Annotated in this window: 14 protein-coding genes and 2 pseudogenes; 6 read left to right on the forward strand and 10 right to left on the reverse strand. The window is 67.5% G+C overall.

Annotated features, from left to right (window positions below; all coding sequences use genetic code 11):
* Positions 1-224: 224 nt before the first annotated feature.
* A complete protein-coding gene (locus QM693_RS16900) occupies positions 225-1,118 on the forward strand; it encodes a LysR family transcriptional regulator (RefSeq protein ID WP_283352906.1) in 894 nt (297 codons plus the stop codon).
* 1 nt (position 1,119) lies between these two features.
* Here QM693_RS16900 and QM693_RS16905 read toward each other — a convergent pair whose 3' ends face one another.
* The 7 genes and pseudogenes from QM693_RS16905 to hisD all read right to left on the reverse strand — a co-directional run bounded on the left by QM693_RS16905 (position 1,120) and on the right by hisD (position 10,973).
* Entirely contained in the window at positions 1,120-2,184 is a 1,065-nt protein-coding gene (locus QM693_RS16905) for a LacI family DNA-binding transcriptional regulator (RefSeq protein WP_317570270.1), read from the reverse strand.
* Between the two features lie 72 nt (positions 2,185-2,256).
* A pseudogene (locus QM693_RS16910) lies at positions 2,257-3,639 on the reverse strand (NAD(P)/FAD-dependent oxidoreductase).
* A 173-nt stretch (positions 3,640-3,812) separates the two neighbouring features.
* Entirely contained in the window at positions 3,813-4,652 is an 840-nt protein-coding gene (locus tag QM693_RS16915; protein ID WP_283334886.1) for a sugar phosphate isomerase/epimerase family protein, read from the reverse strand.
* A 12-nt stretch (positions 4,653-4,664) separates the two neighbouring features.
* Positions 4,665-6,464, reverse strand: coding sequence for a thiamine pyrophosphate-binding protein (locus QM693_RS16920; RefSeq protein ID WP_283352907.1), 1,800 nt, complete (start codon positions 6,462-6,464; stop codon positions 4,665-4,667).
* Positions 6,465-6,499: 35 nt separating this feature from the next.
* Entirely contained in the window at positions 6,500-8,086 is a 1,587-nt protein-coding gene (locus QM693_RS16925; RefSeq protein ID WP_283352908.1) for a GMC family oxidoreductase, read from the reverse strand.
* Positions 8,087-8,256: 170 nt separating this feature from the next.
* Complete coding sequence (locus QM693_RS16930; protein ID WP_283352909.1) at positions 8,257-9,651, reverse strand: aspartate ammonia-lyase; 1,395 nt, start codon at positions 9,649-9,651, stop codon at positions 8,257-8,259.
* Positions 9,648-10,973 (reverse strand): histidinol dehydrogenase, encoded by a 1,326-nt coding sequence (gene hisD, locus QM693_RS16935; protein WP_283352910.1) that lies wholly within the window; start codon positions 10,971-10,973, stop codon positions 9,648-9,650. The genes QM693_RS16930 and hisD overlap by 4 nt, the downstream gene beginning before the upstream one ends.
* 132 nt (positions 10,974-11,105) lie before the next feature.
* Here hisD and QM693_RS16940 point away from each other — a divergent pair, with 132 nt between their 5' ends.
* The 3 genes and pseudogenes from QM693_RS16940 to QM693_RS16955 all read left to right on the forward strand — a co-directional run bounded on the left by QM693_RS16940 (position 11,106) and on the right by QM693_RS16955 (position 15,491).
* Positions 11,106-12,647, forward strand: a complete 1,542-nt coding sequence (locus QM693_RS16940; protein WP_283352911.1) for a PucR family transcriptional regulator — start codon at positions 11,106-11,108, stop codon at positions 12,645-12,647.
* A 186-nt stretch (positions 12,648-12,833) separates the two neighbouring features.
* Positions 12,834-14,150 (forward strand): annotated as a pseudogene (locus QM693_RS37625) (MFS transporter); the annotation flags it as partial.
* A gap of 117 nt (positions 14,151-14,267) precedes the next feature.
* On the forward strand, positions 14,268-15,491 hold the full coding sequence (locus QM693_RS16955) for an MFS transporter (protein WP_283352912.1): 1,224 nt from the start codon (positions 14,268-14,270) through the stop codon (positions 15,489-15,491).
* A gap of 72 nt (positions 15,492-15,563) precedes the next feature.
* Here QM693_RS16955 and QM693_RS16960 read toward each other — a convergent pair whose 3' ends face one another.
* Genes QM693_RS16960 through QM693_RS16970 form a run of 3 tightly spaced genes read right to left on the reverse strand, consistent with a single transcriptional unit; the run spans position 15,564 to position 19,620 of the window.
* Positions 15,564-17,150, reverse strand: a complete 1,587-nt coding sequence (locus tag QM693_RS16960) for a GMC oxidoreductase (protein WP_283352913.1) — start codon at positions 17,148-17,150, stop codon at positions 15,564-15,566.
* The gene (locus QM693_RS16965; protein ID WP_283334878.1) at positions 17,147-18,934 is read right to left on the reverse strand and encodes a thiamine pyrophosphate-binding protein; all 1,788 of its coding nucleotides are present in this window, start codon (positions 18,932-18,934) and stop codon (positions 17,147-17,149) included. Before QM693_RS16965 ends, QM693_RS16960 begins: the two co-directional genes overlap by 4 nt.
* Before the next feature lie 20 nt (positions 18,935-18,954).
* Positions 18,955-19,620: a ThuA domain-containing protein gene (locus QM693_RS16970; RefSeq protein WP_283352914.1), complete on the reverse strand. Its 666-nt coding sequence runs from the start codon at positions 19,618-19,620 to the stop codon at positions 18,955-18,957.
* Between the two features lie 209 nt (positions 19,621-19,829).
* Between QM693_RS16970 and QM693_RS16975 the strand changes: the two genes are divergently transcribed.
* Together QM693_RS16975 and QM693_RS16980 are read left to right on the forward strand one after the other, a co-directional pair.
* Positions 19,830-20,936, forward strand: a complete 1,107-nt coding sequence (locus QM693_RS16975; protein WP_349307503.1) for a LacI family DNA-binding transcriptional regulator — start codon at positions 19,830-19,832, stop codon at positions 20,934-20,936.
* Positions 20,937-20,982: 46 nt separating this feature from the next.
* Entirely contained in the window at positions 20,983-21,867 is an 885-nt protein-coding gene (locus tag QM693_RS16980) for an LLM class flavin-dependent oxidoreductase (RefSeq protein WP_283352915.1), read from the forward strand.
* The last annotated feature ends 7 nt before the right edge of the window (positions 21,868-21,874 follow it).

Raw genomic sequence — 21,874 nt, forward strand, 5'->3', positions numbered from 1 at the left:
CGAGGGCGACCTGACCGGTGACGGCACCGGTCGCCGGATTCGTCACCGGAGCGGTATCGGCACGCGTTCCGGGGTAGGACTTGTTGTTGAGCCAATGCGAGATGACGGCCATGGGGTTCACTCCTGGGAAAGGTGGGGTGCCCACGAGTCTGCTGGGCAACAATGCCTGCGTCAACGAGTAAAATGGCACTTCGGACTGCACTTTTGCACGAGGGATGAGGGCGATGTTCACCGCAGACAACATGCGTTACCTCCTCGAGTTGTCGAGAACCGGCCGCCTCGCCGATGCGGCGAAGCGACTCGGTGTCGATCACACGACCGTCTCGCGGAGAATCACTCGACTCGAGAAAGACACGGGCACGAGACTTTTCGATCGTGGCGTGTCGGGGTGGCAGCTCACCGAAGCGGGCCGGCGACTGGTTCCCCATGCGGAGGCGGTGGAATCGGCGGTGCTCGCCGCTCTCGACGAAACGTCGTCCCTGGGCGGGCTGACGGGCACCGTCCGGATCATCACTCCGGACGGCTTCGGGTCGTTCGTGCTGGTGCCGGGGTTGACCGCACTACGGTCCGAGCACCCCGACCTGTTCACCGAACTCGTCACGTCCACCACTCACGACCTGCTGACCGGGCGCGACTTCGACATCGCGGTCACCCTCGAACGTCCGTCGCCGCGGTCCGTCGTGGTCCGCAAACTGGCCGAGTACGACCTTCGCCTGTACGCGTCGCGGCGCTACCTGGACGCACACGACCCCATCACGTCACTCGAGGATCTCCGGCACCACACGCTCATCTGGTACGTGGATGCGTTCCTGGACGTCGAGCCGCTGCGGATCCTCGACGCGCTGATTCCGGACTTCCAGGCCCAGATCCAGACCAACAACATCGCGGGCCACTACCAGGCCGTGAAGCACGGAGTCGGGATCGCTCCGCTGCCGAGTTACATCGGCGCGCTGGACGAGGATCTGGTGCCGGTTCTCCGCGACGACTTCATCGCCCACCGCACCTACTGGCTGGTGGTACCGCGGGAACTGACGCGACTCGCGCGGGTGAAGGCGATCACCGAGGCGCTCTACTCCATCGTCGACGGCAATCCCGAACTGCGTGGCGCAGCAGGGTAACTTACCGGTCCGCGGGGACGGGTCCGGCGCTCGCGCGGACGACGAGCTCGGTGGGGAGTGTGATTTCCCGTCCCGCTCCGCCGCCGATGATGTCGAGCAGCAGCTGCGCGGCCTCGCGGCCCTTGTCGACGAGTGGTTGCCGGACCGTCGTCAGTCCGGCGGCCCGGGCCGCGGGAATGTCGTCGAAACCGACCACCGACAGATCCTGCGGCACCCGGAGACCACGTTCGTGTGCGACGTCGATGGCCGCGAGCGCCAGCAGGTCGGAGGCGGCGATGACGGCGGTCACGGGACCGGCATCGAGCAACGTCTCGACGGCGGTGCGCGACAGTTCGTAGTCGAACCCGCCTGCTTCGACGACCACGGTGGACGACCACGGCACCGTGTATTTGCGGCAGGCGGACGCGTATCCGGCGAGGCGTTCCTTCATCACGTGATCTCGTGCGGCCCGGGTGCGGGCGGCGTCGACGGGCCCACCCTTGCCGTCGGGGACGAGCCGGTCGACGAGAAACCCGACACGGCGGTGCCCGAGCGACAGCACGTGCTCCGCGATCTCCTTGGCGGCCTGCCGATCCCGGATTCCGACCCGCGGCAGTCCGCCGGGATTGGGACCGTCGATCACGACGATCGGCAGCCGGCGGCTCATCGCCGTCTGCATTCCGGGGTGGCCGTCCGGCATCGCGTACGCGAGGAAGCCGTCCACCGCGCCCCGCACGAGCACGCCGGAACCCTCGGCCACCCGGGTCGACTCGAGTGGGCAGGGCAGCAGGGTCAGCGCGACCTCGGCGAGTTCACCGACCTCCGATATGCCTTTCAGCAACTGCGCGGTGGCCGGGTCGTCGAAGGCGTAGCGCAACGAGTCGGTGATCATCAGCCCCAGCGCACCGACCTGCCCGGTGCGGAGGTTGCGTCCCGCGGGGTTGGGGCCGGCGTAGCCGAGTTCCGCGGCCACCTGGAAGATGTGGGCGCGCCGGGCTGCCGACAGCTTGTGGGGCTGGTTGTACGCGTACGAGACCGCGGCCTGGGACACGCCTGCCGCTCGGGCGACGTCGTGCATCGTGGTCACGAATGCCGATCCTCTCCGTCGCACGGTTACCGAGGCCAGCTTATCGGCCGGACCGTGTGCGTCCCCCGGGTGTCAGCTCGCTCTGGCGACAACGGTGTCATCGTCGTCCTCACCCCGGTCGAGGAGAACGAGTTTGCCTATGACGTTGCGTGCCACCACCTGTTGATCGGTGACCGTCATCTGTCCCCGCCACGACCCGAGGAAGGTCCACGTCCACGACATGAGCGTGGACAGCCGGCTCCGGAACCCGACGACGTAGACGACGTGGACGGCCAGCCACAGGATCCACGCCCACAGTCCCGCGAGTTCGATACCCCCGACTTTCACGACCGCGTGGAACCTCGAGATCGTGGCCATCGACCCCTTGTCCCGGTACCGGAAGGGAACGCGGTCGGGTGACGAGTCACGTCCTCGGGCGCCGGCCGCGATCTGCTGCGCCGCGTAGCGGCCACCCTGGATCGCGACCTGCGCCACCCCGGGAAGGCGGTCGCGCGCCATCATGTCTCCGATCACGAACACCTCGGGGTGTCCCGGCACGGTCAGGTCCTCGCGGACGGCGATCCGCCCGGCGCGGTCGAGTTCGGCGTCCGACTGCTCGGCCAGCTGCCTGGCCAGCGGGCTGGCTTTGACACCCGCCGACCACACCTTGCACGCCGATTCGATGCGGACGGTCTCGCCTCGCCCGTCCTTGATCGTCACGCCGTCCGCGTCGACGTCGGTGACGGCCGCCCCGAGCCGCACCTCGACCCCGATCTTCTCGAGGCGCTCGGCGGCGGTGGACCCGAGCCGGTCACCGAACGGCGGCAGCACCGCGGACGCGGCGTCGAGCAGGACGATCCGGGCCTCGCGGGTGTCGATGTTCCGGTACGCGCCGACGAGGGTTCGGTGGGCCAGTTCCGCTATCTGACCGGCCATCTCCACCCCGGTGGGTCCCGCGCCGACCACCACGAACGTCAGGAGGCGGGCCCGCTCCTCGGGGTCGGTGGACAGTTCGGCAAGTTCGAACGCGCCCAGGATCCGGCCGCGGAGTTCGAGTGCGTCGTCGATGGTCTTCATGCCGGGGGCGTGTTCGGCGAAGTGGTCGTTGCCGAAGTACTACTGCCGGGCTCCGGCCGAGACGATCAGACTGTCGTACTCGGTGGTGGTCGTTCTGCCCTGGTGGGTCGAGGTGATCCTGCGCGCGGCCAGGTCGATGTCGGTGACGTCCCCCAGCATCACCGAGGCGTTCGACTGCTTCTTCAGCACCATCCGGGTCGACGGTGCGATTTCTCCCTCGGACAGGATTCCGGTCGCCACCTGGTACAGCAGCGGCTGGAACAGGTGGTGGCTGGTGCGGTCGACGACGAGCACGTCGACGTCGGCGCGGCGCAACGCCTTCGCGGCGAACAGGCCGCCGAATCCGGAACCGATGATCACCACGCGATGACGTGCCTCGGTGCGGGCAGGAGTATTCATGACACGCTCTTCCCGGATCGCGTCTATCGCCATCCGCAGTACTGGTAGGGGTGAACCGTGCCGCCCGACACGGGGCGTCGGGCGGCACGGTGGACACGACGCACCGGAGACTCGAATGTCGGTTCAGGATCCGGCGTGTCGCGAGATCACCTGCGGGACCGGCGACGCCGTTGTCAGCTGCCCTGGGTGCGGGTGATCAGATCTGTGAGGTAGGTGTAGCTCTTCTTCGCGGCGTCGAGACCACCGCACTCGACCGACAGGACGACGTCGTGGTCGGCGTCGTGGAGGGTCTTCACGATCCGTTCCCAGTCGATGACGCCGTCGCCGCAGGCGCAGCCGAGCATGCCGCGGACCTTGCCGCGCAGCCTCTTCGCGTCCTCGATACCGATGTCCTTGGCGTGCAGGTGCGTGACGCCGCCGACGATCTGCTCGAGCCACTCGTGCGGGTCGTTCTCACTGAGGTAGCTGTTGCCGGTGTCGAGGTTGATGGTCAACGCAGGGCTGTCGATCAGCGTCATGATCTTCTCGAGCCGCTCCGGGGTCGCGGTGTACTCGCCGTGCGTCTCGATCGCGATCTTGATGCCGCGCGGTTCGGCCACCTTCGCCGCCTCCTGCAGTGTGTACCGCATCAGCGTGTAGTTCTCCGCCTCGGTGGTCCACGTCGGCAGCGGCCCGTCGTCGACCATGATCATCGGCGAACCGACCTCGGCCGCGTAGCGGATCGACTGCTTCAGATAGTCGACGCTCACGTCCGGCTTGGCCAGCGGTGCATGACTGGACAGCGAGGAGATGCACAGCCCGCGTGATTCGGCGGCGTCCCGCATGATCAGCGGGTCGTCGAGCATCGACCGGGTGTGGAAGTACCCGGCCGTGCTCAGCAACTCGCGGCCCCAGTAGACCATCGGCTCCACGTACTTGTAGCCGATCTCCGCGGCCTGGTCCATGGCCCAGTCGAACGACCCGTTCTCGAATCGGGCGAACTCCAGGTTCAGGCCGAGCTTGATCTCTCCCATGCCGGTCTCCGATCAGAATCCGCGTTGCGCGACGTAGTCGTCGCGGACCTCGCCGTGGTAGGCGGGAACGGTGATGTCCCACCAGCCGGTCGGGTGCATCTCGGTCCACGGCAGCTCGTGGGCGCTCATCGCCTCGATGATCACCGGGCCGGGTGTCGCGAACGCGCGCTCGATGGCGTCGGCCAGCTTCTCCGGGTCCTCGACGCGCTCGGCGCTGCAGCCGAGTGACTGAGCGAACCGGGTGATGTCGGCGAAATACGGTGTCCCGTCGAGGTTCTTCCATCCGGAGATGATTTCGCGTTCCTCACCGAACAGGCTGATCTGGAGGTCCTTGATCGCCTCCCAGCCGCCGTTGTTGAGCACGACGATCACCAGCGGCACTCCGAGCATCGCGGCGGTCGCGATCTCGGTGCCGGTCTGGAGGAAGCTGCCGTCGCCGACCATCGCCAGGACCGGGGTGTCCGGGGCGCCGATCTGCGCGCCGATCGCGGCGGGCACACCGAATCCGATGCCGGAGAAGCCGCCGGCCACGATGTTGGTCTTCGGGCCGTAGATCGGGAACTCGTTGAACGCCTGGTTCGCGGGGTTGGACGAGTCGGTGACCAGAATGCCCTCGCGCGGAAGGGCCTTGCGGATCTCGACCATCGCCCGCGAGTTGGTCATCGGGAGGTAGTCGGTGGTCCGCATCGGCCGCAGGTGCTCTTCCCACTGCGCCTTGAGATCCTGCAGTTCGGCGAAGTAGTCGGTGCTGCGGTAGTCGAGGGCAGGCCCGAGGTCGGCGAGCACGTCGCGCAGCGCGGCGAGGGACGTTTTCGCGTCGCCGACGACGCCGACCTCGACCGGGTAGTTGCGGCCGATCTCGAAGCCGTCGATGTCGATCTGCACGAGCTTGGTGTTCGGGATGTCGAACGTGACGCCGGGGCGGTACGACGACGTGATGCGGTCGCTGAACCGGCAGCCGACGGCGAGGATCACGTCGGCGGTGCGGGTCACGCCGTTGCCGGGGATCGAACCCATGTCGCCGCACGGCCACGCGTAGAGGTCGTGGTCGGCGGGGAACGCGCCCTTGCCCTGGAACGAATGGGTCACCGGCGCGCCGAGGTGCTCGGCGACGGCCATCAACTCGGCGGCGGCCTCGGCGTGGATGACGCCGCCACCGGCCACGATGACGGGACGTTTCGCACCGGCGAGCAGGCGTGCGGCCTCGGCGATCACGGCCGAGTCGCCGGTCGCGCGGGTGGCGGGACGGCGGGCACCGGTGTCTGGGGTGTAGTCGCCGTACTCGGCCTGCAGGTCCTGCGGGATGTCGACGAGCACGGGTCCGCGCCTGCCCTCGTGCATGGTGTTGAACGCCTGCGCGAGCGCCACCGGCAGCTGTTCGAGGCGGCTGGGCTGCCACCAGCGCTTGACCACCGGTTCCACCATGCGGGGAAAGTTGTTGCCGTGCGGGCGGTCGATCTCCTGGAGCACCCCGCGGTTCTCCATGTAGGTGTGCACGGCGCCGGTGATCAGCAGCATCGGCATCGAGTCGGCGAAGGCCGTCGCGAGCCCGGTGAGGGTGTTGGTCGCACCCGGTCCGATGGAGGTACAGATCGCGGCGATCTTGCCGGAGGCCCGGTAGTAGCCGTCGGCCATGTGGGCGGCGCCCTGTTCGTGCATTGCCGGCACCAGTTCGATCTCGTCGGCTCGGTCGACGAACGCGTCGAGGAGGGCGGTGTTGCCGTGTCCGGGGATCGCGAAGACCTTCTCGACTCCCTCGCGGATGAGGAAGTCGACGACCATCTGTCCGCCGGTGAGTTTCTGTGTTGTCATCGAAGAGGCTTTCTGGGTGTGGTGGGGGCGAAGCGTCACAGGGACGCGGACTGGGCCGGGGTGTCGTGGGAACGGGTCTTGCCGATTCGGTCGGCGATGCTCTCGGCGACGCGGAAAGCGTTGGCCGCGATGGACAGGGCAGGGTTCATCACGGGCAGGGACGGGAAGAACGACGAGTCGACGACGTACAGGTTGCCGACGTCGTGGGCGCGGCAGTCGGCGTCGAGCACGGAGGTCGCGGGGTCGGTTCCGGCCCGCACGGTGCCGGCCTGGTGGGAGTTGACCTCGATGCCGGTGCCCTGGCTGAAGACGAACGGATAGCCGATCTTCCGGAGGATCTTCCGCACCTCGCTGACGAGTACCTCGTGGGCGCGAGTGTTGTTGGGGGTCCACGCGATCTGGATGTTGCCGTCGTCGGTGAGGGTGACGCGGTTGTCCGGATCGGGCAGATCCTCGGTGAACAGCCACCAGTCCATGCTGCGGGCGGTGGCGTGGCTCAGTGCCCACTTGGGGATCAGCGGCCGTTGGCCCTTGATCATCTCACCCTGCAACTTGCCGATGAGTTGCACGTGTCCCAGCGGGTAGGGGTGGTCGGCGGTGCCGTGAGTGTAGAAATCGTTGATGTACAACGTCTTCTGGAACTCGGACGTGTTCTTCTTCAGCGGGTTGACGCCGACCATGATGGAGTTGTTGTGCACCATGTAGTTTCGTCCGACCATGCCGGAGGAGTTGGCGAGACCGTCCGGGTGTGCGGCGTTCGCCGACCGGAGCAGCAGTGCCGCGGAGTTGACGGCGCCACAGGACACCACCACGGTGCGTGCATCGACGACGAGTTCGGTGCCGCGGTGCCGGATCTGCACGCCGGTGGCCAGGTGCCCGGTCTCGTCGGTGAGCACGCGCTCGGCGTACGCGTTGGTCAGCAGTTCCACCGAGCCGGACGCGATGGCGGGCCGGACGCAGCACACATCCGCGTCCGACTTCGCCAGCACCCGGCAGGGGAACCCGTCGCAGGTCCGGCATCGGATACATCCGCCGCCGTCGCGCAGGTCGATGCCCAGTGGGATGTTCGACGGCGTGTACCCGAGGCGCCGCAGTGCGTCGGCCGCCTCCTGCACCGGTGGCTCGTGTCCGATCGCCGGGTAGGGGAAGGGTTCGTCGCGGGGGAGCGTCGGGTCGTCGGTGTGATCGCCGTGGACCCGGTACACCTGTTCTGCCCGTGCGTAATACGGGGCAAAGTCGTCGTACGAGAAGGGCCACTCGGGAGATTCGCCGGCCTCGTGTTGCGTCGACTGGAAGTCTTCACGCCGGAACCGCACCAGCGACGAGCCGTACAGCTTCGTGTTCCCGCCGACGTAGTAGTACGTGCCGGGGCTGAACGGCCTGCCCTCGGTGTCGTACCACTGCTCGGCGTTCGCGTACCGGTGACCTTCGAAGACTTCCTGCGGGTCCCAGTTCTGCTTCTCCTGCGGCAGGAAGTCGCCGCGCTCGATCAGAAGCACATCGACTCCCGAGTCGGCGAGCGCGTAGGCGAGCGTTCCGCCGCCCATTCCGCTGCCGACGATGACGACGTCGTAGCTGTGTTTGCTCGGGCCTGTGGGCTCCCCCACGGATGCGTCTCTCATGGGTCCTGCTCCTCGGTCGTAGAGAGTGGTGTCACGGATCTGCCGGGCGGGTCGACGTGAACCGACAGTCGGTGAAATGGTTATACGTATAACTAGAGGTTAGCGGCAGTGCCGGGGATGTCAACCCCGCACGAGCAGCTCATCCTGGCGGGATGAGCTGCTCGCGGCGGTCAGGGCACGAGCGGTCGAGTGAGGTTCTCCGGCCGCAGCACGTCGTCGAGTTGCTCGCGACTGAGCAGACCCCGCTCGAGCACGAGCGCGGCGACGGTGCGCCCGGTCGCGAGTGCGTCGGCGGCAATCGCGGTGGCCGCGGTGTACCCGATGTGCGGGTTGAGGGCCGTGACCACGCCGATGGACGCGTCCACCATGTTCTTCAGATGGTCGATGTTCGCGCCGATGCCGACCACGCAGCGTTCCCGCAGGACGGTGCATCCGCGCGTGAGCAGTTCGATCGTCTCGAACAGGCTGTGCGCGATCACCGGCTCGAAGGCATTGAGCTGAAGCTGCCCACCCTCGGCCGCCATCGTCACCGTCAGGTCGTTGCCGACCACCCGGAAGGCGATCTGGTTCACCACCTCCGGGATCACCGGGTTCACCTTGCCCGGCATGATCGACGATCCTGCCTGCACGGGCGGCAACGTGATCTCACCGAAACCGGCACGCGGCCCCGACGACAGGAGCCGAAGGTCGTTGCAGATCTTGGACAGCTTCACCGCGGTGCGTTTAAGCACCCCGGACAGCTGGACGAATGCCCCGACGTCCTGCGTGGCTTCGATCAGGTCGGACGCCGTCGTCACCTCGATTCCGGTGATCGCGGCAAGATGTTCGCGCACCCGCCATGCGTACTCGTGGTGCGCGTTGAGACCGGTCCCGATAGCCGTTCCACCCAGATTGATCTCGGAGATGAGCGTCGCCGCCTCCCCGAGCCGCTGGGAATCCTCGTCGATCATGAGAGCGAACGTCGCGATCTCCTGGCCCAGGGTCATCGGAACCGCATCCTGCAACTGGGTGCGGCCGACCTTGAGGACGTCGGAGAACTCCGTCGACTTCACCGCGAACTCCGCCGCCAAGTCCCGCATGGCCGCCCGCAGCCTGGTCAGGGCGGTTTGCAGGCCGGCCTTGATTGCGGTGGGGTAGATGTCGTTCGTGCTCTGGCTCATGTTCACGTGCTCGAGCGGATGAAGATACTCGTAGCTGCCGCGCCGGTGACCGAGCAATTCCAGAGCCCGGTTGGCCACCACCTCGTTCGCGTTCATGTTCGTCGACGTGCCGGCACCGCCCTGGATGACGTCCACGACGAACTGGTCGCGCAGGGCACCGGCCCGGATCTCCTCGCAGGCCGCCACGATGGCGTCCGCTTCGCGCCGCGGCAGCAGGCCGAGGCTCGCATTGGTCTGCGCCGCAGCCTGCTTGACGGACGCCAGCGCCGACACGAGGTCGGGATGGCTGGCCAGCGGAATGCCGGTGATCGGGAAGTTCTCCGTCGCCCGCAAAGTGTGGATGCCGTAGTAGGCGTCGTCGGGGACCTCGCGGTCGCCGAGGAGGTCGTGTTCGGTGCGGGTCATCGTTCGGACGTCACCCGGGTCGGGAGGTCGCCCCACGGGAGCGGGGCGCTGCCGAACTTGGCGGCGCGAAGGTCGCCGGAGCGGGCGTGCCCCTCGAACTTCTCCAGCCGCGACAGGCGGCCGCACACCTCGCCGAGCTTCGCGCTGCTGCCGAGGTCGCGCACCTCCTGGTAGGTGAGCGTCTTGAGGAACTTGCCCACCCACAGACCGCCCGTGTAGCGGGCCGCACCGAGCGTCGGGAGAACGTGGTTGGTGCCGATCAGCTTGTCGCCGTAGGGAACACACGTGCCTTCGCCGAGGAACAGGGCGCCGTAGTTCCGCATGGAGGTCAGGGCCTGACGGGGGTCCTCGGTGAGGATCTGGACGTGCTCCGACGCGAAGACGTCGGCGAGCCGGTACGCCTCGTCGAGCGTGTCCACCACGTGGATCTGGCCGTGATCACGCCACGCGGGGCCGGCGATGGCGTTGGTGACCAATCCGGGGAGCAAGGCGTCGATATGGTCGATCACCGCCCGTCCCACGGACTCCGACGTGGTGATCAGCACGCACGGCGAATCGGGGCCGTGCTCGGCCTGGCTCAGCAGGTCGACGGCGATGGTGAACGGGTCGGCCAGATCGTCCGCGACGATGAGCGTTTCGGTCGGCCCGGCGAAGAGGTCGATCCCGACCTCGCCGAACAGCTGGCGCTTCGCCTCGGCCACGTAGGCGTTGCCGGGGCCGGTGAGGATGGACACCGGGTCGATGGACTCGGTGCCCAGTGCGAGTGCGGCGACCGCCTGCACTCCGCCGAGAACGAAGATCTCGTCGGCGCCGGCAAGGTGCATCGCCGCGACACTGATCTGCGGCGGCTCGCCGGCATTCGGGGGCGTCGTCGCGGCGACGCGTTCGACACCCGCGACCTTCGCGGTGAGGACCGTCATGTGCGCGGAAGCGGTCAGCGGGTAGCGCCCGCCGGGAACGTAGGCGGCAGCCGCGTCGATCGGGACGTTGCGGTGCCCGAGGAACACTCCCGGCAGGGTCTCGACCTCGAGGTCCTGGATGGAGTCCCGCTGCGCCTGGGCGAAGTCGCGAATCTGGCGCTGCGCGAATCGCAGATCGTCGAGGACGGTCTCGGGAACGGACTTCACGATCTCCGCCACCCGGTCCTCGCTCAGCCGGAACGATTCGGGGGACCAGCCGTCGAACTTCTCGGAGTACTTCCGGACGGCCTCGTCGCCGTTCGCGCGGACATCGGCGATGACGGCGGCGACGGTGTCGACCACGGCGGGGTTGCTCGCCCGCTGCGCTGGTTCACCGACGGCGGCCTTGAGAACGAATGACATGGGATGCTTCCTTCGGATGAGCGAGGGGCTGGATCTGTTGCCACTCAGCATCGCGGTGCCGCACACGTTTTCGACAGTTGCATTGTGGGAACTATTTGCGTCGGTTCATGCACGTTCTGTGTACCATTGAGCATGGTCTTCACCGTCGCCGACGCTCTCGACATCGATCTCCTGAAAGACGCGGGAGCCCGTGTCCTGACCGGATCGGACAGCCTCGACCGTGAGGTCCGCTGGGTGCATTCGTCGGAGATCTCGGATATCGCCCGCTTCCTGCGGGGTGGAGAATTACTCCTGACCGCCGGGCTCGGAATGGGCAGCACGGGCGCCCTTCAACAGGTGTTCGTCCGCGCAGCCGCTCGTGCCGGGGCCGCCGCTCTCGTCATCGAGGAGTCGGGACGGATGTTCGACCGCGTACCGGATGCAGTGGTCGCCGAAGGGCAGGCCTGCGGCCTGCCGATCATCGCCCTTGCCCGCGAGGTGTCGTTCGCCGGTGTCTCGTCGCAGGTGCACGAGATCCTGACCGACAAGCGCCTGCAGGCGCTCACCCACGAACGGGAAGTCGAGTCCACGTTCTCGAACCTCCTCCTGGACGGCGCCGACTACCTCTCGATCGTGCAGACGCTGGCCGAACTCACCGACGGCACGGTGGTACTCGAGAACATCGCACATCGCGTGATGGCGTACGTTGGCGAATTCGACGAGGAAGCCGGCATCGAGGACTGGGACCGGCACGCGCGAGGCCTCCACAGCGACGACAGCGGATGCGTCCGCAGACCGGTCCTGATGCGTGGTCAGCCGTGGGGCTGGATTCACGTCTTCACCGACCGGCCCGCGACCGAACGGTCCACCGCGGCCTTCGCGACCGAACGTGCCGCCGCGGCCGTCGCGATCTCGTTGCTGACCGACCGGAGCCGCGAAGCGAGGGACGATCAGCGGAGCACGGCGCTGATCACGCGACTGCTGATCGGCGATCTCTCCGGGGCCGAATTCGTCGACCAGGCAGGCAGACTCGGGTACCAGCTGGGGTCGGGACAGATCGTCGTCGTCATCGCGAACAAGGATGCCCGCGACGAGTCGTCCGGTCCGCGCGCCGGCCGTCAGATCGACACGGGTGCGATCAGCGCCGACATGGGCGACTACGTCGTGGCTGTGGCGGCGGAGTCCGGCCGGACCCGCGCCGAGCTCGCGGGTCTGCTCGGGAAAATGGAGCACGGCGGCGGCATGAGCCGCGCAGTGCCCGCATCGATGCTGCAGGTTGCGGTCACACAGGCGAAGAGTGCCGCCGCGGTGTCGCGCTCCCTGCCTGCCTCACCCATGCTGCATTTCGACGACCTCGGCGTCGAACGTCTGCTCGTGACGTTGGCGCAGGGGCCCGAGCTCGCCAGCTTCGTCGAGGACGAGCTCGGCCCATTGCTCACGAAGGATGCGCAGTCCACGACCCCGTTGTTGCCGACACTGCGAGCATTCCTCGCCGTCGACGGCCGCAAGACCGAAGCGGCGGAGAAACTCTTCATCCAGCGCCGGACCTTGTACAACCGGCTCGACCGCATCGCCGCGATCCTGGGCAAATCCCTGGACGACGCCGCCACCCGCCAAAGTCTGCTGCTCGCGGTGAAGGGGCTGGATCTGCTCGAGGGGTCGTCCATCGTGGCTCGACGGGGCGGACGGCAATGACGCTGTCGTCGGCTTCTCATTCTGTGCAGTCTGCACGCAGGAGGTACACGGTCTGTACCTGTTGTGCGGCGCGTCACCTTCGTAGTGTTTTCACCAAGATTCCGGCCATCCAGTCGGCGTTGATCGAAAGTTCACGCACTCGCTACTCGCTGAACGGACGCCTACCCCCGTAGGCGCCCGCGGCGGTCCGAGACCTACCGCAAGGACGAAATCATGGCAACACATGGAGCAGGCACCGCTCCCGTGCTCGACCATACACGCGTGCGTAAGGCGCGAATCGCGACATTCTTCGGCTTCTTCCAGCTGGGCGCCGTGATGTTGATGTGGTCGACGAGCACCACCTCGTTGCGTAGTCACCTCGGGTGGGAAGGCGACGGCGGCGACTCCCAGTTCGGCCTCCTCGCGCTGTCGATCGGTATCGGCGCCGCTGTCGGCTGTTTCGCCATCGGCCCCTTCATCGATCGGTACGGTCCGAGAAACACGGCCATGCCCACGATGGTCGTCTACCCCCTCTGTTACATCCCCCTCGCGTTCCTCGACGGACTGGTCGGAGCGATGGTGATCGGCGTGCTCATCGGACTGCTTCGCGGTGCCTTCGACACGGCGTTCAACACTCACGGTGTGCAGGTCGAGCGGTACTACGGGCGGCCCATCATGTCTGCGTTCCACGCCGCCTACCCGGCGGGTGGCTTCGTTCTCGGACTTGTCGGCAGCGCTCTGGCCCGGCACTTCACCGACAGCCCGGCCGTCGCCTACATCTCGATCGGCGTGGTCCTGTCGGTACTCGGTGTCGTCTTCGGTAAGTGGCTTCTCTCCCTTGACGAGTTGCTGCCTCCGGACCAGGACGAGATTCCGGGCGCCGCCGACCCCGCGCACCCGGGGAAGCGTTCGGCCACCACGGCGACACTTCTCGTGATGATCGGATTCGGTGTGCTCCTGCTCGGATCGATGTTGAGCGAGGGCGCGGTCCTGGACTGGGGTCAGGAATTCGTGCGCCGCGCAGTCGGCACCACGGCAGGCCTGGCAGCGACGGCTGTCACGCTCTACTCGGGAGCGCAGTTCGTCGGCCGGTTGTTCGGCGACAAGCTGGCCGAGTACTTCGGCGCTCGACTCATCGTCGGTGCGAGCGGTGTCATCGGCGCCGCCGGTGCGCTGCTCGCGATGCTGGGTGGCTCGGCGCCGCTCGCCCTCACCGGTTTCGTGCTGCTGGGACTCGGCCTGGCGTGCATGGCACCGCTCATGCTGTCGGCGGCCGGGCGACGAGATCCCGAGAACGCGGGACGGAACATCGGTCTGGTCAACGCGATCGGCTACGTCGGCATGCTGGTCGGGCCTGCCGCGATCACCGTCGTCGTCGACAACCTCGGTATCGAATGGATGCCGCTGCTGCCGGCCATCCTTCTCGCACTGATCGCGATCGGCGGTCCCGCGCTGATGCGCCTGGTGCCGCGCTACCACAAGCCGGCATCGGAGACGAGCAGGCACGAGGTCGCGACCGGGTAGGTCGTCCGGCACTTCCGGTTCCTGCGGTCCGGTACCTCTTCCGAGGTGCCGGACCGCCTTTCGTGTCGTTACCCGGTGATACGATTAACCATCCCCCGAGACGAACAGGAGACAGCTGTGCCTACCCAGAGTCCGCCGTTGAAGCGAGGTGAGCGCGGCTGGAAAGCAGCAACTTTCGTCATCTTCGTCGGAACGGGGATCACCTATGCGTCCTGGGTGACCCGCACCCCGGCCATTCGCTCGTCCCTCGGAGTCGGCACGGGCGACATGGGGCTGATCATTCTCGGTCTGTCGATCGGATCGATGGCGGGGCTGCTGCTCGCCGGTCCCGTCGTCGCCCGGATCGGCGCCCGTCACGTCATCACGGCCGCGGCCACGGTCGCGAGCCTCGGCCTGTTCACGGTGGGGCTCGGTTCGGGTGTCGCGATCGCGGCCCTGGTCGGTCTGGGACTCGCGTTCACCGGTGCGGGATTCGGCATGTGCGAGGTGGCCCTCAACGTCGAGGGTGCAGCGATCGAGAAGCGCATGGGACGCAGCTTCCTTCCGTCGCTGCACGGTGCGTTCAGTCTCGGAACGCTCGCCGGCGCCGGCCTCGGGGCGATCGCCGAACTGTTCGACGTTCCGGTGCCGGTGCATCTCGGGGTGCTGGCCGTCGTGGTCCTCGGGTCGAGCGTGAGCGTCGTGGCGCTACTCCCTCCGGCCACCGGACGAGAGGTCGGGCGCACGCGCCGTCGATCCGGCACGTCCGGCGGTCCGACCGTCTGGCGGGACAGCCGGATCGTTCTCCTCGGCCTGATCGCGCTCGGCATGGCATTCGCCGAAGGTAGTGCCAACGACTGGCTGCCACTGGGAATCGTCGATGGGTACGGCGTCGGATCGGCCACCGGCGCCGCGTTCTACGTCGTGTTCGTGGCCGCGATGACGTCGGCCCGCCTGCTCGGCGGGCGCGTCGTCGACCGGTACGGCCGCGCTGCGACCGTCCGCTGGTCCGCGGCGCTCGCGGTGGCGGGGGTCCTGATCGTGATCCTGGCGGGGAACCTGGTACTCCCCGCGTTCGGCTGTGCGTTGTGGGGTGTCGGTGTCGCTCTCGGATTTCCGCTCGCGCTGTCCGCGGCGGCCGACTCGGGGGCCGACGCCGCGCGACGCGTCAGCGCGGTGTCGACGCTCGGGTACATGGCATTTCTGGTCGGTCCGCCGCTCCTCGGGCTGCTCGGGGAACAGTTCGGACTCCTGCAGGCCTTCTACGTCGTCCTGGCCGGCGCCGTCCTCGCCGGGCTCGTGGCGAGCGCGGCCGGGGAAACCCGTGAGACCGAGGAGTCTCCGCTCGCCCGCGTGAGGTGAGAGCGGCTCGAGGTGAGCACGCGATCGCCCGGCCTCTGAGAACGAGGCCGGGCGAACCGTGGTCGGATCACATCACACTGCGGCAGAAGCGATCTCCGGCGCCACGCGCAGCGCGTTGGCCGCGATGGTCAACGCGGGATTGAGCGCCGCCGACGACGGGAAGAACGAGCCGTCCACGACCCACAGATTGTCGACGTCGTGACTGCGACAGTGGGGGTCGAGGACACTCGCCGCCGGATCGGTACCCGCGACCGCGGTTCCGCACATGTGCGAGTTCGTCGCGATCCCCATCCGCTCGGTGAGGATGATCGGATACCCCGCCTTGCGGACCGCCGCGGAGACGCGGCGAACCAGTTCACTGTGCGGTGCCGTGTTGTTGGGAGTCCAGTCGACGATGATCCGGTCGCCGTCGATCCGGACCCGGTTGTTCCGCGTCGGCAGATCCTCGGTGGTGAGGTAGATGTCGAGGCTGCGATCCACCACCGCCTTCAGCGCCCACATCGGAGCCCAGGGCCGCGCCCCCTTCACGTGCGCGGCCTGCAGTTTGCCGAGCATCTGCAGATTGCCGAGCGGGTACTCGTTGTTCGGGCCCGCGACGTACCAGTCGTTGATTCCCAGCGTCTTCTGCCACGCAGTCGTGTTCGTCCGGAAGGGGTTGACGCCCATGAAGAACGTGCTGTTGTGCACCATGTAGTTCCGGCCCAGCAGCCCTGACGAGTTGCCGAGGCCGTCCGGATTCCGTTCGTCGGCCGATCGGAGCAGCAGTGCCGCGGTGTTGACCGCCCCTGCCGAGACCACGAACTGGTTGGCCGTGATCCGGATCGTGCGACCACGGAACTCGGCCTCCGCGGCGACGATTCGCGTGCCCTTCGCATCGGTGAGCAGACGCGTCACCTTGGCTTCGGTGAGCAGGCGCACCCGGTCCGACTCGAGAGCGGGCCGCAGCGCGCGGTTCTCCGCCTCACTCTTGTGATCGGTCTGCGACGGGGTGCCGTCCGACGCCGTCGACTGCCTGCGATGCTCCTGCGTGGTCAGGTTCATGCCGTTCGGTGTGTGGAACGGGTGCAGGCCCTGCTGACGAAGCGAGGACGCGAAACGCTCGATCGTCGGCTCGTGCGGCAGCGGTGGCAACGGGTACGGAGACGACCGCGGCGGTTCAGTCGGATCCTCGCCGTCGATGCCGTGCACCTGGTAGAGACGCTCCGCCGCGGCGTAGAACGGTTCGAGATCGGCGTAGCCGAACGGCCACTTCGGTGAGATGCCGTCGTAGTGCTGCGTCTCCTCGAAATCCGTGACGCGGAAGCGGGGGAGGCTGCCGCCGTAGAACTTGGTGTTACCGCCCACCCAGTAGTACACGCCGGGCTGGAACGGTTCACCGTTGCTGCCGTCGAACCACGGTTCCGCGGTCTTGTACCGGCCCTCGAGGAACATTTCCGCGGCCTGCGAGTTCTCCACCTCGCGGGGGAGGAACCGCCCGCGCTCGACGACCAGGACGTCGACGTCCCGATCGCGGAGCGCCCACGCCAGCGTCGAACCACCCATCCCGGATCCGACGACCACGACATCGGCGGTGACCGTGTCGGAGTCGCCCACATCGACCACCGCGCCTTCGCGCAGCGGTGAATACGCGTCGATCTGATCGTGTCCGGACGTTCTCACAGGTGCTGTTCCTTGGCTCGGGTCGCCCAGTACTCGTCCTGACGCTCGTCCTCGATGTACGCGGGAACGGGGAAGTCCCACCAACCGGGAACCCACGGTCCCGCCGCATCACGATCGGTCGGGATTTCGATCAGCGCAGGCGCTTTCGAGTCGAAGGCCTTCCGGTAGGTGCTCTCGAGGTCGGCCGGGTCGTCCACCCGGAACGATTCGAGTCCGAACGACTGGCCGAGTGCCTTGAAGTCGGGGCTGTACGGGGTGCCGTCGGGGCGATTGAACTCGGTGCCGATGTGCCGGCTGGTCTGCTTGCGCTGCCCACCGCGGATGGACATGAAGCCCGCGTTGTCCTGGACCACGAAGACCACCGGAATGTCGTGCTGCACGCAGACACCGATCTCCTGCGACGTCATGAGGAAGTCGCCGTCACCGAGCACGCACGCCACCTGCCGGTCAGGGGCGGCGAGCTTGGCGCCGATCGCGGCGGGCACGGCCCAGCCCATTGACGAGAATCCGCCGGACGTCAGGTGGGTGCGCGGGTGATACACCGGGAACGTCTGCTTCACGGCGCCCTGGGTGTTGCCGGAGCCGGCGACGATGATGCCGTCCCGTTCCATCACCGACCGCAGACCGCCGAGGGGGCGCTGGGAGGTGAACGGGAACCGGTCGGAATCGCGCCGGCCTGCGAGCTTGGTCTCCCACTCGGCCTTCAGCTGCTCGAGTTCGGCGAGGTATTCGGACCGGTCGGCGCTGCTGCGGGGGAGGGAGGCGACGATCGCGGCGACGGTCGGCTTGGCGTCGGCGACTATGCCGACCTCGGCCGGGTAGTTCTTGCCGATCTCGTGCGGATCGATGTCGATGTGGATGAGCTTGGCAGGCGGAATCGAGAACGTGACTCCCTGCGCGTAGCTGGAGGAAGACCAGTCGGTGAACCGGCATCCGATGGAGATCACCACGTCGGCGCGAGAGGCGACGGCGTTGCCCACGATCGTTCCTGTTTGGCCGACGCTGCCCGCGAACAGGGCGTGGTCCTCGGGGAACGCGCCCTTGCCGTTCCACGTGGTGACCACGGGGATCTGCCACGCCTCGGCGAGGGCGAGCACCTCGTCGGCCGAGTCGGACGTGATGGCGCCGCCGCCGACGACGATCACCGGCCGGCGTGAGTCACGGAGCACGTCGACGGCCTTGTCGATCGCCAACGGGTCGGGCTGCTGGAGCCCGACCGGCAGCCGCCGTGCGAGGTCGTGAAGGGAGACGTCGGCGGCCTCGGCCTGCACGTCCATCGGCACCTCGATGTGCGCGGGCCCCGGGCGACCGGTCAGCATGGTGCTGAACGCACGGTGCATGATGAACGGCAGTTCCTCCACGCGGGTGGCGACCCAGCTGCGCTTCGACACTGCGTCGGTGACCTGCGGAAAGCCGTTGTCGGTGTGCCGCTCCAGTTCCTGGAGCAGACCACGCCCGCGCATGTGAGTGGGCGGCCCGCCGGTGATGCACAGCAGACTCGTCGAGTCGCTGTACGCGGTCGCGAGACCGAGCACGGTGTTCGCCGCGCCCGCCCCGATCGACGCCACCGCGGCCATCGGCTTCCCGGACACCCGGTAGTACCCGTCCGCGAGGTGCGTGGCGCTCTGCTCGTGGTAGACCTGGATGAACGGGATCTCGGACCCCTTCTCCAGGAACGCATCGGTGAGCGACCAGATCCCGTGGCCGGGAATCCCGGTCACGTACTCGACGCCGTACTGCTTCAGGACCTGGGCGACCACCTGCCCGCCGGTCAATTTCGCCATGATCGTTTCTCCTTGCTGTGTCAGTTCGCTACGCGGGCGGCGTAGCGCAGTCCCTGCTTGGTCAGTCGGCGCACGTTCGGCTCCGACAGGTCTGCCGGCGTGTGGCCGATCGAGTGGTAGAAGACCCGGCCGGCGCCCCACTGGCGCACCCACGCCACCGGGCTGCGCAGGCCCTCCAGCCAGGGCAGGTGCTCGCCGCTGAACTCGGTCTCCGCGAGCACCCGGTTGTTCGGGTCGACGTGCATGTAGTACTGCTCGGACGCCACCGCGAAGTCCTCGACACCGGCGGTCACCTCATGCTCGCGGTCGGTGATGCTCACCTTGTACGGCTGCGGGAAGGCCTCTCCCGCAGGATGTTCGACGAAGTCGCCGCCGAGGAGGAAGTGGTACTTCAGGCTCGCCCGGAACGCGGCGGCGGCGCCGTGCCACGCCGCGACCCCGGTTCCGGCCGCGACGGCGTCGAGCAGGTTCTTCTCCTGCGAATCGCTCAGGTCTTCGGTGGTGAGCGCGTTGTTCCAGCCGAGCACGATCAGGTCGTATCCGGTCAGGTCGCGATCGAGGGTGAAGATGTCCTGCGACGCCTCGACCTGGTAGTTCAGCTCGGAAAACAGTTCGCGTGCCCATGCGGCGATGTCGTACGGATGGTGGCCGGGCCAGCCGCCGTACAGGTAGAGGACCTTGGTCATGAGTGCTCCCAGGGATGGTGAAACCGGAAATGGTGAAACGATTAACTTATGGTGGTGAATCGTATCACCGGCTGGGGAGCTGTCAATGGCTGATGCCGAGGGGAACGTGGGACGCGTCCGGACGCGGACTAGGATCGGGCTTTGCCAATTGTGCGCTCCGGTGCGCAACGGCCGGTTGCGGCCGATGATCGCCGACGAGGGAGCACCACTTGGTCACGATGAAAGACGTCGCCCGAGCGGCCGGAGTATCGGTCGCCACCGTCTCCTACGCCTTCAGCAAATCGTCGAAGGTCTCTGCGACACAACGGGAACGCATCTATTCCGTCGCCGCGGAACTCGGCTACGCCGGGCCGAACATCGCCGGGAGCAGTCTGCGGTCGGGACGGATCGGCGCGGTCGGGGTGATCGTGCCCGATTCCCCGGTTCAAGCGCTCGAGGATCCGTCCGTGACCCTGCTGATGAAGGGCATCGCGGAAATCGGGAACTCGGCCGACATCGCCCTCACCCTGTTTCCGGCCTCACGTGGTGGATCCCCGGATTCACCACCGAACTCGCTGGTTCTCCGTGGACTCGTGGACGGCGTGGTCATCCACAACGTCCCCGACGGTCATCCCCTGGTCGAGGCGATCATCGCGCGCGGTATCCCCGCCGTCGTCGTCGATTCGCCCAGAAGCGCGGGACTGCCGTTCGTGGCCATCGACGACCGCCACGGCGCCTACCTGCAGATGGACCACATCCTGAGCCTGGGCCATCGACGCATCGGGATCATCGTCGACAAGCTCGGCCAGGATTCCGACTGCCGGATGGTCACGGCGGACGACGTCGGCGCGGCGACCGAACGCAACGCGCGGGAGCGGCTCGCCGGCTACTTCGCCGCCGCCCGCGACCACCACCTCCCGGTGGAGGAACTGTCGATCGTCGTGGCGGGCAACATCGATCGCGCCGCCGGTGCCGAGGCCACCCGGATCCTGCTCGACGCCGCTCAGCCGACCGCCCTGGTGGCGACGTCCGACGTGCACGCGGTGGCGGCGTGGCAGGTGTTACGCGAGCGCGGCCTGACGGTGCCCGACGACATGTCCGTCATCGGCTTCGACGACGCACCCGTCGCAGAGCTTCTCGGTCTCAGCACAATTCATCAACCGATCGTCGAGAAGGGCCGCGCGGCCGCGACGATCCTGCTCGATCGGCTGGGCGGCGGCACCCGCACACGATCGTTGATGAAGACGTCGCTGGTCGTCCGCGCGAGCACCGCGCCGCCGCGCGAATCCAGCACCGCGCCGCCGCGCGAATCCAGCACCGCGCCGCCACGCGAATGATGGCGATGCTCCGCGACGGCCGGGTGTCATCCTCCATGATGGATCGATGACGACTGCGGTGCCGCGACTGGGCGTGACGTTCATCCCGACGATCGAACCCGAGAAGTTGAAGGACTTCGCGCGGGTGGCCGAGGACAGTGGCCTCGACGAGATCTGGTTGTGGGAAGACTGTTTCAAGGAGAGCGGCGTGGCTGCGGCGGCCGCGGCACTCGCGTGGACGGAGCGAATCCACGTCGGCGTCGGGTTGATGCCCGTCCCGCTGCGCAATGTCGCGCTCACCGCGATGGAGATCGCCACGCTCGCTCGGTTGTTTCCCGGTCGAGTGATCGCGGGTATCGGGCACGGTGTGCAGGGATGGATGGAGCAGGTGGGTGCGCGTGCGGCGTCGCCGATGACTCTCCTCGAGGAGTACACGGTGGCGCTCCGGGCACTGCTGGACGGTGAGTCGGTGAGCACGCAGGGGCGGTACGTCCGGCTCAACGGGGTGAAGCTCGACTGGCCTCCCACCGAACGGGTTCCGCTGATGCTCGGCGGCGAAGGTCCCAAGTCGGTCCGCCTGGCGGCGCGTCTGGGTGACGGCAACCTCCTCGCGTCCGCGGTCGATGACGACGACATCCGCAGGGTCCGCGACCTGATCCTGGACGAAATCGGAGCCGACGGGGTGTCATCGCATCACCTGGTCGTCCCGAAGATCGCCGCCACCGGGGAGGGCGCACGGCAACGGGTGGACGAGGAACTGGCGCGGTGGGAGAAGCCGGCCGACACCGGAATCGGGGTCGCGGGTGACGCGAACACCGTCGCCGAGGAGGTGCGAAGGCTCGCCCGCCTGGGCGCGACGTCGGTGGCTTTCGCGCCGACCGAGGACGAACCGGATCTGCTGGGATTCGTCGAGTTCCTCGGCCGCGCCGTCAAACCCCTCATCCCCACGTGAGTGGCAA

It is taken from the genome of Rhodococcus sp. IEGM 1305, assembly GCF_030058635.1.
GTDB lineage: Bacteria > Actinomycetota > Actinomycetes > Mycobacteriales > Mycobacteriaceae > Rhodococcus_F > Rhodococcus_F opacus_D.